Origin of the sequence: Paenibacillus sp. FSL A5-0031 (genome assembly GCF_001956295.1) — a bacterium.
In the GTDB taxonomy this organism is placed as follows: domain Bacteria; phylum Bacillota; class Bacilli; order Paenibacillales; family Paenibacillaceae; genus Pristimantibacillus.
The window spans coordinates 40484-55052 of sequence record NZ_MRTD01000005.1; the positions used below are offsets into that span (position 1 = coordinate 40484).

The following is a 14569-nucleotide window of genomic DNA, read 5'->3' on the forward strand; positions in this document are numbered from 1 at the left end:
AATATAAGCAAGATCGCGTAACGAGTTAGCCGTCTGAGGACGCGACGGCCGTTTACGCTAGCCAAAGGAGGACCTGCCGAATGTATCATAAATCACCATCCTATCGCGTTTTCAACACGTTTAATACGATCCTATTGATCGTTCTTGCCCTGCTATGTGTGATTCCGCTGCTGCATGTGCTTGCCGTATCGCTAAGTGCAAAGGCGGCAGCGGATGCCAATATCGTCGGTCTATGGCCGGTAGATTTCACGTTGGATGCTTACCGAAAAACGACAAGCAATCCGATCTTTCTAAACTCGATGTGGATCGCCGTTCAGAGGACGGTAATCGGGACGCTGTTGACTTTGTTGTTAGCCTTCTTGGCAGCTTATCCGCTATCCAAAGAAAACACCGCATTCCGCGGCAGAAATATTTATGCTTGGCTGTTCGTATTCACGATGCTCTTCAACGGGGGACTTGTCCCGTTTTATATGGTCATTCAAAAGATTGGCCTTATGGACAACTTTTGGGTGCTCGTGCTACCAGGAGCGGTTAATGTCTTCTTAACGATCCTTATGCTCAACTTTTTCCGCGGAGTACCCAAGGAGCTGGAGGAAGCAGCGCTTATTGATGGAGCAGGACATTTCCGTACATTGTTCAGCATCTATCTACCCGTTTCTTTGCCGGCCATTGCAACGCTCGCTTTGTTCAGCATGGTCTTTCATTGGAATTCATGGTTTGACGGTCTGCTTTATATCGGAGATCCAAAGCGTTATCCGCTGGCCACATTCCTTCAAACGGTTATCATCCAGCGCGATATGAGCTCGATGAGCATGAACCCAGCTGATTTAGCGCTAATCTCACAAAAAACAGTAAAATCAGCGCAAATTTTCATCGGCGCTCTCCCGATACTTATCGTATATCCATTCCTCCAAAAGTTTTTTGTTAAAGGTTTGGTAATGGGTTCGGTCAAAGAGTAATCGAGTAAACACAACACACACTCACATCCCACCAAAAAACAGGGGCTGTTCCAAACGTAGATTTATCTACGCTAGGAACAGCCCCTCTGTATTTCTGGGTTTTATCGATGAAGTTTAAGCAGAGCGACGCAATTGCCAACTCTAACGAACCCAGCAGCTCTTATTCAAACGTTTCGTACTCGATTAATATTCTAACGAACCCCAGAATCGTTATTTCGGGAAAAGTAACACCTATCACCCTAAATAACATGAGATAACGTCACTAGGATTCGTTAGAACTTTAGCAAAGTAGTTTTCAGCAAAATAAGCATCATACAGTTCCTTATAGAAGTAATCAGCGGGTTATGCACCCAAAGTAAAGCGTGTCCCAAAGGGACGAGAGCGTTCCAACGCAAACGCAGCAAAAGAGCGCATGGTTAGCTTTAACGTTAGTCCAATTGCGGGTGTCCAGAGGGCGCAGCCCTTGGGTCCCTCCCTTGGCAGGGAGGGTTTGGGAGGGTTCGAAACGCTTTTGAAGGTTTGGTTATTGTATTTAAGTAATCAGCGGGTTATGCACCCAAAGTAAAGCGTGTCCCAAAGGGACGAAAGCGTTCCAACGCAAACACGGCAAACGAGCGCATGGTTAGCTTTAACGTTAGTCCAATTGCGAGTGTCCAGAGGGCGCAGCCCTTGGGGCCCTCCCTTGGAAGGGAGGGTTTGGGTGGGTTCGAAACGCCTTTGAAGGTTTGGTTATTGTATTTAAGTAATCAGCGGGTTATGCACCCAAAGTAAAGCGTGTCCCAAAGGGACGAAAGCGTTCCAACGCAAACGCAGCAAAAGAGCGCATGGTTAGCTTTAACGTTAGTCCAATTGCGGGTGTCCAGAGGGCGCAGCCCTTGGGGCCCTCCCTTGGAAGGGAGGGTTTGGGTGGGTTCGAAACGCTTTTGAAGGTTTGGTAGTAATCATTAAAGGGTTCGAAACGCTTTTGAAGGTCTGGTAGTAATCCTATAAGGTTTGGAAAAGCCTTTGAAGGTCCGGTAGAAGCCTCTAAAGGTTTGGTTCCTCCCTCTAATGGTTTGATTGTCTCAAAGAACTTCTCTTCTTCGAACGCACAGCTTCAACTAGCTCATGAATGAGATAGGCTGCATATATCGTGATAAACGCCATAATGAAGTAACCGTATCGTTCAAACGTAATAAATGGCAGCGAAGTAAATATGAAATATAAAATGGTTATTATCAATATCGATAGTTCTTTGCGTTTGCTTTTAAAAATAACGGTCATGAGCAATCCAATTACTCCGAGCAATAGCAGCACGTAGTGATATACGCCCACGATGGGTTTCGAAATATGAAGTACGGGCTTCCAATAATAAGGTACTTTGACCATATCGACTACCCGATCAACGGTGTAATGTTTAATATAACGATTGCGATCCGTTTCAAATCCATAATTTCTAATTTTTTTGGCAAGCTCAGCTTGAATTTCATTGGATTCGATGGCATCCTTTGCCTCGCCTAACCGCTTAAAGTCCTCACTGAATTTCTCTTCTGCACCAGCAGGATATCTCCAATCGATCATAGCTCCTAATACAGATGGATTGCCGGACGAGAGCGTAAGCGGAATAAATTTATCAAATACGACAGCATTTCTTATCCACCAAGGGGAAATGCAAATTAATATTACAGCAGATACAACAATAGCTGGTTTAATAATCTCTTTTATTTTATATCCTCTAACTAGCATGTAGATTAAAAATACGACCGGAAGGAGTGCAAAGTTTGGCCTTGCATATATCCCGATACTTAAACATACTGCTGCAATGGCGAACCAACTCAATTTCTTTTTATCTACAGCTATAATTCCGGTATAAATAAACAGCCATAAAAACAACTGCCCAAAGGCTTCCGTTAAAATTAAATTTGCTGCCATATAGTTAGGTGCATATAGCGCGAACAGCATGATTGCTATTACACCGATTCGTTCATGAAAAAATCGTCGACAAACTTGATAAAGAAGAATCATCGTACCTGCCATCATTAAAACTTGAAGAATGCGGAATGCAGTAATACCTTGCCAATATCCAAATATCTTCAAACAAAATGCCAACACCATCGTAAGGGCAGGCATAATAAATACGGTCGAATCTTCTACTTTGTGATAAGTAAATGTACCTTCATTAAGCAATGTCTCGGCACTTCGTATATATTTTACATCATCGTTATTATATTCTTCGAAATTGCCTAAATACATATCGCTGCCTTGCTGAAACGTGATGAATGTTCCTATTGCAATGAAAAACACAACAACAACTGCTAAAATAATACGGTATAAAAGTGCTTCATTGTCTACTTTTTGAAAAATTTTCATTTCATTGCCCCGCTTTTCATGATTTATAACTCTTATAAATAATAGTGTGACCTTAAGCTTTGTGTCTAATGGGTCTATTTGGGTTAAACGAGTTCTTTCAAGTTACAACGATTTCTATCAGTCCTAGTTTTTATTCTGCTGCTCACCTTTCGCTTATAATAACTCCATTATAACGTGTATCATATGAAAAATGTTCCAATCGGTTGGAAGAAAAATGGATTAGTATATTTGCTGTCTATAAACGTTCGTACAGTTGCACTTGTTCAGCCTGTCATAAAGTAAGCTGAGGTGAACTTTTGTGTACAAGAAAAAGTATGCAAGTCGCAATATAAGAGGAAAACTGCGGGTCTGCAAATACTTATGTGCGAATAAAAAATTGAAGCGGTATGTACCGCATACGGTATCATTCAGCCGTGAGCACTTGCAGATGATGCTAAACCGTCATGACACCGTTTATGTCAAGCCAGATATTGGCTCACTCGGTTTGGGCATATTTAAGCTGAAACGGGTGAATTCAGGTTATGAGCTTTATTCAATCGTTAAGAAAAAACAAATACAAAAATTTTATAATTCCGTTTCCGAAGCTTATTCGCAAATAAAGAAAATGAAATCGAGTAAGCTCATTATTCAAAAAGGAATATCATTAGATCGCGTGGATGGATGTCCCTACGATATTCGAGCGATGGTTCAGCGGAAGCCGGAAGGCAAGTGGGTTTGTACGGGTTTAATGGTAAAGGTAGGAGCTCGCCATAAAATCGTAACGAACTATTATCAAGGCGGAGCAATCTATTCGATGAAAAAACTTGGAAAAAGGCAAGGACTTTCTATTGAAGCAACGGATAAGCGGATCAGCAGACTAAGCAAGGTGGCCTTGCGAATATCACGGACATTAAGTAAAAAACGATCGGGTATGCACGAGCTTGGCATCGACTTTGCATATGATCAGAAGCAGCAGTTATGGGTTCTTGAGGTGAATTCCAATCATCCGCAATTTCATCCCCTTAAAAAGCTTGATCCTTCGGCCTATAAAAAAATGAAACATTTTGCTGCCAGCTACGGAAGGCGCGATGCAAAATGAAAAAAAATGTAAAGCAGATCGAGACGATTTCTCGATCTGCTTTTTTATACTTATTAATGATTGCGCTTACTCCAATGATTGAAAAGTATCATTTTTAGTTGTTCAGATAGCTATTAGTGCGTTTATGATCGCGATAGAATACTAGTAGAACAACTAGAGCAAGGGGGATTGAGTAGTGGCGCAACTATCCGTTAATGAAGAACTATTAAAAAAACCAAAACCTAAAACTAAAAATGCGTTTCTGCGTTTCGCAAAACAATGGGACATTCAAATGATGGTATTGCCGGCATTGTTACTAATCATCGTGTTTAGTTACATCCCAATGTACGGTATATTGATGGCATTTCAAGACTACAGCATCTTCAAAGGTTTTATGGCAAGCGAATGGGTTGGATTAAAACATTTTGACATGTTCTTCAGCTCCCCGGAGTTTTTCAAGGTCATGCGAAATACGGTTATTATCAGCTTGTTGAAATTTTTCATTGGATTCCCGGCACCGATTTTGCTGGCGCTTATGCTTAACGAAGTGAAAAACTTAATGTTTAAGCGGCTGGTTCAAACGGTAAGTTACCTGCCTCACTTTATGTCATGGGTAATCGTTGCGGGACTGATTATGTCGATGCTGTCTACGGACAATGGAAGCATTAACATCGTACTTGAGAAAATGAACTTTATCGATGAACCGATCAACTTTCTATCACTTCCAGAACTATTCTGGTCCATCCTCGTTTCGACTGGGGTATGGAAGGAAATTGGATTTGGCTCCATCGTATATCTAGCAGCAATTGCAAGTATTGATCCAAGCATGTATGAAGCTGCATCTATGGACGGCGCGAGTAAGTTCAAACAAATCTTTTTGATCACATTGCCTTCGATCATGCCGGTTGTCCTTATCTTCATGATTCTGGCGATTGGCAATCTACTCAATGCAGGCTTCGAAGACATTCTATTGCTTGCTGTAAACCCTGTACTCAGGGACGTGTCAGATGTTATCGATACGTACGTTTATCGAGTCGGGATACAAAGCTCTAGATACTCATACGCAACAGCGGTTGGATTGTTCAAAGCCGTTATCAGCGTAGGACTTTTGACAATGGCGAACTTTCTGGCACGCAGGGCCGGCAGCAGCTTGTGGTAAACTATACAATTAGCCCGGAAAGGCGGATGATGCAGTGATCAGGCTCAGTTTTGGAGACCGCGTGATGACGGTGACCATCTACATCTTACTAACGTTATTAGCTTTTATGACCTTTTATCCATTCTGGAATGCACTTGTCATATCCTTCAACAGCGGAATAGACACCTCCATGGGGGGCGTAACCTTTTGGCCGCGTGATTGGACTTTGGAAAACTACGGTATCGTATTCAAGGATGAACGATTGGTAACTGCGTTTCTGGTTTCGATCAGTCGGACAGTAGTCGGTACAATCGCATCCATATTTATAACGGCATTATTCGCCTATGGCCTCTCGAAGAAAGAATTGATGGGCCGCAAGTTTTACATGATCTTGTGTATCATTACGATGTACTTCAGTGGTGGACTTATTCCTTCTTTCTTGCTCATTCGTGAGCTTCACCTCATGAATACATTCTGGGTTTTCATTATTCCAACACTAGTCAGCGTTTGGAACATGATCATCTTCCGCACATTCTTCCAAGGCTTGCCTGCAGGGCTTGAGGAATCGGCGAAAATCGATGGAAGCGGCAACTGGGGTATCTTCTTCCGCATTGTTGTTCCACTCTCTGGTCCCGTTATTGCAACGTTGTCGCTTTTCACGGCTGTTTTTCATTGGAATGATTGGTTTGGTCCAAGTATCTACATCACCAATGAGAAGCTGCTTCCTATACAAACGATGCTTAAGCAGATTTTGAACTCTAATATCGTATCGGATCAAATGTCACAGCTAGATTCTGCAGCGCAAGGGCAGTTAGCCAAAATGAGAACGGTAACGAGCAAATCGTTGTCTATGGCAACGATGATGGTTGCCACGATTCCTATCATTATGGTGTATCCATTCGTTCAGAAATATTTCGTTAAAGGTGTTCTTGTTGGATCATTGAAAGAGTAGCAGGCAGTTTAAGACATGTGGTTTAGAGCGAAAGCTTTGAACATATAAAAATGAGCTTGAAAGGGGATAATAAACAGATGAAAAAAAGAAAACTACTCGTCCCAATCGTCTCTGCATTTATGGCCGTTTCTTTAATGGCAGGCTGTAGCGGTAATGCCGGTAAAACAGAAAACGGAGAAACAGGAAGCAAGCCGGAGGAAAATAGCGGCAATAAGCCGGCATCGGTTTATGAACTTGGCAAGGAGCAGCTTGATTTCACCCTTTATGGCCATTATGACTGGTACACTATGCCAGCATGGGGCGGCGACATTACGAGTACTTGGATTAGAGATACAAAAAAAGTAAACGTAAAACCTATCCACTCCGGTGGTGCGGCTCCACAAAAGCTGAATACGATGATTGCGACTGGCGAGCTTCCTGATGCGATCTGGCTAGAGCGTGTTGATGTTGAGAAATTGCGCACAGCTGATCTGCTTGTTCCATTCGATGACTATCTTGATAAATATCCGAACTTGAAAAAATGGTTGGGCGATGAAGGCATCAACATGCTTCGTTCAGAAGATGGCAAGCTTTATCAATTCCCTAACTGGTATACAAAACAACCTAACGGAAACTCTGGTTATGTTGTAAACAAAAAGATTTACACAGAGCTTGGTTCACCTAAGCTTGAAACAACAGATGATCTGTACAGCTACTTGAAGCTGGTTAAAGAAAAATATCCGAATGTTGTTCCTTACGAGCCGCATTTAGCAAAAGATGGACAAGGCCTTGATGTATTGTACTCTGCATTCAAAGAAAACGATCAGAAGTTCCCAGGTATGCGTGCTGTGCCTAACGGCGACAAGCTGACTTCAATCTTCCTTGACCCTGAGTACCGTGAAGCAATGCAGTACACTTCCAAGCTGTTCCGTGAAAAATTGATTACGCAAGATGCAATGACGCAAACCGTTGACCAAATTACTGAAAAAGTAATGACTGGCCGTGTAGCAGTATTTGCATCAGCAAGCCCGACTGAAATTGCAATGCAAGCACATGCTGAGCTTACGAAAAACGATCCGGAAGCTGGATATTTCATGATCTGGCCGATTCACAAAGAAGGCGTTGACAAAAACAAAGTATTCCCTGGTACGTATGGTATGTTAGGCTGGAACGTAACGGTTATTACGAAAAGCGCTAAAAACCCAGAAGCAATCTTCGCTTTCTATGACTGGTTAACTGGTCCAGAAGGACAAAGCGCTTTGATGTGGGGACCTCCAGGAATCTATTGGGATGGCGTAGAAGCTGACGGCGAAACTCCGAAGTTCACAGAAAAATACACTTCAGATGCAGGCGGTCTTGGTAAGCTTCAAGCGATTACAACGAACCTTAACTGGGTTGGTAACACAGTATTCCTAGATACTACAAAAGCTAAATTTGAAGAGTCGTTGCCAGTTGAGCAACAAAACTGGTCTACTCGTTACCAACGTGAAATTACGTGGAAAACGCAATCCAATGCAACAGAATTCATTAACATCGATCCACAACCGGATACAGAAGAAGGTATCATCCGTCAACGTATCGAGGACTTGTTCCTAGAAGTTAGAGCAAAAGCATTGTTCGCGAAAAATGATGCTGAAGTACTAGCTGTTCTTGATAAAGGCGAAAAAGATGCTCAAGCTGCTGGTTATGACAAATTGCTAGCATTCAAAACAGAAAAATGGCAAGCTAACCTTGCAAAAATGAAAGCTGAATAAGCCATAGCTTTTCGTAAAAACGACGGGTATACTAAGATATTTAGTGTACCCGAGTTTTTTCGTTTTAATAGAACGATGAAATGTTCGATGAACGTAAAGCCTTTGCCTAATTGGAGCTGATAACATCATGTATAAAGTATTGCTGGCGGACGACGAAAAGCTAGATTTGGAAGGTATGCGTGCTTTTATTCCTTGGACAGATCTCGGTATGGAAATCGTAGCGGGTGTGATGAACGGATTTGATGCTTGTAAGGTGCTGGATACGGAAAAAATAGATATTCTTGTAACTGACGTCCGTATGCCTAATATGACGGGGCTTGAGCTGGCTAGACGCGCACTCGAGATGTCGAAGGATATTAAAATTATTTTCGTAAGCGGATATCAGGATTTCAGCTATGTTAAGCAGGCATTGTCGCTTAATGCTGTCAATTATGTTTTAAAGCCGATGGATGATCAGGAGCTGATTGATTCCCTGCTTAAGGTTCGAGATGTTTTGGACCATGAGCAAGAGCGGCAAAATACATATGGACAAATGGTTCCGATCGTAAAAAATGAATATATGCTGCAATTGCTTGAAGGAACGAGCGATGACAAAACCATTGAGGTATTGAGTCAAGAATATGAGATGAATCGTTTTCTCTATCCTGGCTTAGTAGCCGTAATTGAAGTCGATGATTTGTCTTGGAAACTGAACGATGAGACGCGGGCAGAGCAGGATGAGATTCAACAAGTGGTATCGATCTGTAAGGAGTTTGGCATTTCGCATATTTGTAAAATTAGCAAATTCCGGGTTGCGATTCTCATTGAGCAATCGGATAAAGATGTTTTGCCACTCAAGATCGTTAATCGAGTCAACGAACAGCATACCTTCTCCATTACCGCAGGCGTAGGTGAATTATGTGATTCGATCAACGAATTCTCGGCCTCTTATCGTCAGGCCGTTGAAGCTTTGGATTTGAAAATGTTTTATGGCAAAGGAAAGGTCATTGGCCACGGCGAGGTTAGGCCGGCAGAGAAAGAGGATGTTAAGCATCTCGATGCGAAGCTGGAAGCCTTGTTTGTTGCGATGTCGGGTTATGAGCTCGTTCGCATTCATGATGAGCTGGATGACTTATTTCAGGTTGCCAAAAACTTAAAGTCAAAGTTTACGCTGCGCAACTATGCGCTTTATATCGTAATGAAGCTTGATAATTATTTGCAAAGAACGAATGAAAATGTATTTCAGCTGCTTGGCATGGAGCTGAATAATTACGATATTATTATGCAGTTTGAGACGATCAACGATATTCATGTGTGGCTGAGACGCAGGGTTTACGAAATATCCGAAACTTTGCAGGCAAACAAGCACAAAAAAAATTGGAAGCTTATTAAACAAATGATTGATTATATGAAAGAACGTACACATGATAACATTACATTGCGCGATTTGGCGGAGCAATTTTCATTATCGCCGAACTACCTTGGCCTTATTTTTAAAGAGGAGACAGGTAAAAACTTCAGCGAATATTTTATTCAGCTGCGCATGGAGAAATCGTGTGAGCTGCTCAAAACAACAAACATGAAAATTTATGAGATAGCAGATCAAGTAGGCTATCGTCACTTGCCATATTTCAGCAAGCAATTTAAAGAAATGTACGGTATGACGCCGTTGGAGTTTAGACGAAAATGACCAAACATAAGAAGGAGCACCGTTATATTCCGTTTGGGATCAAAATTATGCTCACCTACAGCTTGTTTATCATGGTGCCGGTGATCCTAATTGGCTATGCAGCGAATGTTATTTTTACAAGCTCCATTCAAGAGCGAACCCGCGAGATTAATCTTGGTACGCTGGCTCAGATGAAGGATAATATTATGTACAAAATGGAGGATGTGTCACGTATATCCGGCATGCTTTATTTTGACAGTAATCTTGCATCCTATTTGCGTCATTATGAAGAAGGCTGGGTTAGCTACGAAGCCACGACGAAGCAGCTCCTTCCAAAAATGCAAACAACGGTGGAGGCAGCAAGCAACAAAATGCGTCTTGCAGTCTATCTACATAACAATACATTGCCGGAAATTTATCACAATTATAATAATACCGATCCGCTGAACGCGGAGGGGCCTTTATTTGATTTGTACCATATTTCTAGAATTAAGGACAGGGCATGGTATATAGATTACCCCGTGGAGCGGTATGGCGAGACCATGCAGTGGAAGCAGGTTGAAGGGGATACAAAATTCGGGCATATTTCCTTGCTCAGAAGACTTGTTAATATGAATGATCCCATTACGCTTGAGGAAATTGGTTTCGTTCGTATTAGCCTGAGACTTACCGATCTTCTTGAGAGCGTTGATTCTGAGAAAATCGGTAAAGGAACGAAAATTTTTGCACTCAACGAGAATGGAAGAATTATGTTCTCCTCCGGTGATACCCATTTTAATATTGGTGAATCGCTGAGTGAAGCGGAAATGGCGAACTATTGGGCCGTAGAGGAAAAGATACCACAACTGAATTGGAAGCTGCTCGCACTCGTTCCAACCGATATTATGGAGAAGGCTACTGACAAGGTAAAGCTTTGGACCTTCTTAATTTGCTTGGCTTGCTTTGTTGTATTTTCACTTGCAGGCTTGTATATTTCTCGCTTTTATTCCCGTAAGGTTATCAAGATCGTTCGTGTGCTGGATGCCTTTCAAGAAGGGAATTTCAAGAAAAAGATTCATTTTAAAGGGAAGGATGAATTTACGCGCATTTCCTTTGCTTTAAACGATATGGGTCATAATATTGACGGATTAATTCAAGAAGTCTATATGACGAACATGAAGAAAAAGGAAGCGGAGCTGGAATCGCTGCAAGCGCAAATCAATCCGCATTTCTTATATAACACATTGTCCTCGATCAGTAGATTGGCTAAGTTTGGACAGGTAGATAAGCTGCAGCGAATGGTGCTTGATTTAGCGAAATTTTACCGGCTATCTCTGAATGAAGGTAGAACCGTTATTCCGATTCGGAATGAGCTGGAGCAGATTAATGCCTATATCAATATTCAGAAGACGAAATTCGAGGACGGTATGCAAATCTGGTTTGACATTGATCCTGATATTTTAAGATTTACGACCGTAAAGCTTATTTTGCAGCCCTTTATCGAAAATGCGCTTGAGCATGCTTGGTATGGAGCACAGATTAACATTCGAATCGTAGGCAAGATGGAGGGAGATTTAATAACCTTCCAAGTTATTGATGACGGCGTTGGCATTAATCCTGAGATTTTACGCCAAATGTCCGATCCTATTGAGAGAGTGAATGTGGGCTACGGGGTTCGGAATGTGGACGAGCGGATCAAGCTTCATTTTGGAGCAGAATACGGCGTTCGTATCGTGAGCAAAAGAGGAATGGGCACATCCATTTCGATCACTATTCCAGCTAGAAAAAAAGATATAGAACCAGAACGTCCTATTTAGAATAGGACGTTTTTTTTATGCATTTAGTTTTTTGCCAAGCGGCTTAAGGCAGCAGCTCCAAAAATCGTTTGGATGCTGCGGATTGCGGCACTCCGCGAAGCGTTGCGATACCGATGCTGCGTGCCGGGATGGGCGGGAGCATCGGAATTTCGACGAGCTCGCCTGAAGCAAGCTCATCAGCAGCATAGCTGCGAACGAGGAAGGCCAGCCCAAAGCCGCTTCGTGCGAACTTTGCAAGCAAATCCATGCTGCCAAGCTCAAGCTCTGGCGTGAGCTTTGTACCATGCGCTGCGGCATACTCGTCAAGGAACTCTCGTGTGCCCGCCCCTTTTTCTAGAAGCAATAACGGGTACTTGCTAATATCCTCAAGCTCGATGGCGGTATCACCAAGAGATGAATAAGCGGGACCACCGACGAGTATATCCTGCAAGGGCACGCTTAACCGAAAGTCTAACTGACTGTCCGAAGCAGGCATATGTACGATGCCAAAATCAATTTTTCCTTCCTTTAGAAGCTGGATGGTTTCAGGGGTTGTTCGATTCGTCACACGAATGCGAATCTCTGGATATTCCGTATGAAACTGCTCCAAATATGGCATCAAATAATGCTTGCATAACGTGTCGCTTGCACCGATACTAATTTCACCGCTTTGCAGGTTGTGCATTTCTGCGAGCATTTTTTCCCCAGTTTCAATAAAGCTATACGCTTGCTCAATATATCGAAAGAGTACCTCGCCTTCAGTCGTAAGCTTAACCCCCTTGGCCATACGGAAAAAAAGCTGGCCGCCTAGCTTTGCCTCTAATTGCTTAATCGTATGCGTCACGGCTGGCTGCGTAATATAAAGCTGTTCTGCAGCGCGCGATAAGTTTCCTGTCTTAGCCGTCCAATAAAAGACGCGATACCACTCCATGTTTACGATCACAGATATAATCCCACCTAATATGAAGTATTAGTTATATCAATTATTTTAATGTCACATGATTCATTATAATAAACCTTAAAGGGCAATAACAACATTAGGAGGCGATTGAATTGACGGTAACCGCTATAGTGGGAGCGAATTGGGGAGATGAAGGCAAGGGGAAAATGACAGATGCGTTAGCTGCCAAATCCTCATTTGTCGTACGTTATCAAGGAGGCAGCAATGCAGGGCATACGATTATTAACAGCTACGGTAAATTCGCGATGAATATGCTGCCGTCTGGCGTCTTTTATCCAGAGATTACGAACGTCATTGGCCCAGGCACAGCTCTTGATATTGAAGTGCTGCTGCGGGAGAGGACTGAGCTGATAGCACGAGGAGTACCGGAGCCGCAAATTCGAATATCCGAACGAGCACAGGTTGTACTGCCTATTCACCGCTTATTTGACGAGCTGGAGGAGGAAAGGCTTGGCTCAAACGGCTTCGGATCGACGAAAAGAGGCATTGCTCCTTTTTATTCAGATAAATATGCAAAGCTTGGCGTACAAGTTGCGGATCTGTATGATGAGCAGCGATTGCTGCAGCGTTTAGAGCAATCCTTGGCAGCCAAGAATGTACTGCTTGAGCAGTTGTACAATAGAAAGCCGATCAAAGCGGAGGAGCTTCTGACCGTGCTGCTCGAGCAAGCGGAGAAGCTGCGGCCTTTCGTTTGTGATACAACGAAGCTGTTAAATGATGCGTATCGAGCCGGAGAGTCGATATTGCTGGAAGGACAGCTTGGGGCGCTGCGTGATCCGGATCACGGCATCTATCCTTACTCCACATCATCGTCTACGCTGGCGGGTTTTGCGCCAGTAGGCGCGGGTCTTCCACCCTATGCAATTACGAGAATTATTGCGGTAGTTAAGGCATATTCCAGCTGTGTTGGAGCCGGACCGTTCGTTAGTGAGCTGACAGGTGCGGAGGCGGATGAGCTTCGCCGTTTGGGAGGCGACGCAGGAGAATTTGGCGTGAATACAGGGCGCCCGCGCCGAATGGGGTGGTTTGATGCGGTGGCTACGCGTTATGGCTGCATGCTGCAAGGGGCTACGGAGGTTGCGCTGACCAATCTTGATGTTCTAGGATACTTAGATGAAATTCCAGTATGCATAGGTTATGAATTGGGTGGACAAATCATTAAGGATTCATTCCCAGTGACAGCAGCGCTTGCATCCGCTAAGCCAGTGCTTAAGCGCTTGCCAGGCTGGAACTGCGATATTTCGCAAGGTACAACTTTTGAGCAGTTGCCTGAAGCAGCGCAGCAATACGTTCAGTTTGTGGAAGAAGCCATTGGCGTAAAAGTTGCAAGCGTATCGGTAGGACCGCGTCGTGAGCAGCTAATCACACGATGATTTAGTATAAGAAAAGCAGAATCCTAATTGGATTCTGCTTTTTTGGCGCGTGGCCATAGGCTATAGCTAAAGCTGACGACAAAATCAATGACGAGTATAATCGACCATAAACGAAGCGTGTTAAATAAAACCTCCGTTCGCACCGCATCGCCAACCATTAAAATCATGCCATACAAAATGGCAGCGCCTATCACCCATGCGAGCAAGTGATGCAGCCAGCCATTTCGCTCGTAGCGAGCATGATCTTTGCCATATTTCGGCTTGCGAGCAGGAGCAGGTCCGCCGGCAAAGCGATGAGCGAACCGTTCATCAGCCCATTTGATCATCCGATGTCCCCAAGCGATGGAAACCCCGATATATATTGCAGCCAAGCTATGCGCGAAGGTAGCTGTTGCGCCGCCGCGAAGATCATAAATAGTAGCAATAACTAGTGCCAAATCGATGAGGGGTGTTGCAATCAAGAATATAGCGCCAAGCTTTTTTAAACGGAAAATATAGCGGCATAATAAGCCGATAAGTACAAATAACCAAAATCCTATCTCGCAGCCGATAATAAAAGCGGTAATCATGTGAAGATCTACTCCTTCTGTTAAAATAGGTACATGCATTCAAAAGAATGAACTG

At 43.3% G+C, this 14569-nt stretch carries 11 protein-coding genes; 8 read left to right on the top strand and 3 right to left on the bottom strand.

The features are described from left to right. Positions 1-80: 80 nt before the first annotated feature. Entirely contained in the window at positions 81-959 is an 879-nt protein-coding gene (locus tag BK120_RS10490) for a carbohydrate ABC transporter permease (RefSeq protein WP_076267451.1), read from the top strand. A 1047-nt stretch (positions 960-2006) separates the two neighbouring features. On the opposite strand, the gene BK120_RS10495 is transcribed toward BK120_RS10490, so the two are convergent. Beyond that, on the bottom strand, positions 2007-3308 hold the full coding sequence (locus BK120_RS10495) for a glycosyltransferase family 39 protein (protein ID WP_076267452.1): 1302 nt from the start codon (positions 3306-3308) through the stop codon (positions 2007-2009). Between the two features lie 298 nt (positions 3309-3606). On the opposite strand from BK120_RS10495, the gene BK120_RS10500 reads away from it, so the two are divergent. From BK120_RS10500 to BK120_RS10525, 6 genes are all read left to right on the top strand, one after another. Next, positions 3607-4386 carry a YheC/YheD family protein gene (locus BK120_RS10500; RefSeq protein ID WP_076267453.1) on the top strand — a complete coding sequence of 260 codons (780 nt, stop codon included), beginning with the start codon at positions 3607-3609 and terminating at the stop codon, positions 4384-4386. Positions 4387-4561: 175 nt separating this feature from the next. Further along, entirely contained in the window at positions 4562-5524 is a 963-nt protein-coding gene (locus BK120_RS10505; RefSeq protein WP_076267454.1) for an ABC transporter permease, read from the top strand. A 34-nt stretch (positions 5525-5558) separates the two neighbouring features. Continuing rightward, the gene (locus tag BK120_RS10510; RefSeq protein ID WP_076267455.1) at positions 5559-6455 is read left to right on the top strand and encodes a carbohydrate ABC transporter permease; all 897 of its coding nucleotides are present in this window, start codon (positions 5559-5561) and stop codon (positions 6453-6455) included. A gap of 77 nt (positions 6456-6532) precedes the next feature. Further along, positions 6533-8188, top strand: a complete 1656-nt coding sequence (locus BK120_RS10515) for an extracellular solute-binding protein (protein ID WP_076267456.1) — start codon at positions 6533-6535, stop codon at positions 8186-8188. A gap of 127 nt (positions 8189-8315) precedes the next feature. After that, a complete protein-coding gene (locus BK120_RS10520) occupies positions 8316-9857 on the top strand; it encodes a response regulator (RefSeq protein ID WP_076267457.1) in 1542 nt (513 codons plus the stop codon). Continuing rightward, entirely contained in the window at positions 9854-11632 is a 1779-nt protein-coding gene (locus BK120_RS10525) for a sensor histidine kinase (protein ID WP_076267458.1), read from the top strand. Before BK120_RS10520 ends, BK120_RS10525 begins: the two co-directional genes overlap by 4 nt. A 43-nt stretch (positions 11633-11675) precedes the next feature. On the opposite strand, the gene BK120_RS10530 is transcribed toward BK120_RS10525, so the two are convergent. Further along, the gene (locus BK120_RS10530) at positions 11676-12554 is read right to left on the bottom strand and encodes a LysR family transcriptional regulator (RefSeq protein WP_076267459.1); all 879 of its coding nucleotides are present in this window, start codon (positions 12552-12554) and stop codon (positions 11676-11678) included. A 110-nt stretch (positions 12555-12664) separates the two neighbouring features. Between BK120_RS10530 and BK120_RS10535 the strand changes: the two genes are divergently transcribed. Next, positions 12665-13945, top strand: a complete 1281-nt coding sequence (locus BK120_RS10535; protein ID WP_076267460.1) for an adenylosuccinate synthase — start codon at positions 12665-12667, stop codon at positions 13943-13945. A gap of 23 nt (positions 13946-13968) precedes the next feature. Here BK120_RS10535 and BK120_RS10540 read toward each other — a convergent pair whose 3' ends face one another. Continuing rightward, positions 13969-14514 carry a hypothetical protein gene (locus BK120_RS10540; protein WP_076267461.1) on the bottom strand — a complete coding sequence of 182 codons (546 nt, stop codon included), beginning with the start codon at positions 14512-14514 and terminating at the stop codon, positions 13969-13971. Between the last annotated feature and the right edge of the window lie 55 nt (positions 14515-14569).

Excerpts from the sequence above, each read along its gene's own strand:
- BK120_RS10525 (WP_076267458.1), top strand. The coding sequence starts at position 9,854 with ATGACCAAACATAAGAAGGAGCACCGTTATATTCCGTTTGGGATCAAA.
- BK120_RS10490 (WP_076267451.1), top strand. The coding sequence starts at position 81 with ATGTATCATAAATCACCATCCTATCGCGTTTTCAACACGTTTAATACG.
- BK120_RS10495 (WP_076267452.1), bottom strand. The coding sequence starts at position 3,308 with ATGAAAATTTTTCAAAAAGTAGACAATGAAGCACTTTTATACCGTATT.
- BK120_RS10520 (WP_076267457.1), top strand. The coding sequence starts at position 8,316 with ATGTATAAAGTATTGCTGGCGGACGACGAAAAGCTAGATTTGGAAGGT.
- BK120_RS10515 (WP_076267456.1), top strand. The coding sequence starts at position 6,533 with ATGAAAAAAAGAAAACTACTCGTCCCAATCGTCTCTGCATTTATGGCC.
- BK120_RS10540 (WP_076267461.1), bottom strand. The coding sequence starts at position 14,514 with ATGATTACCGCTTTTATTATCGGCTGCGAGATAGGATTTTGGTTATTT.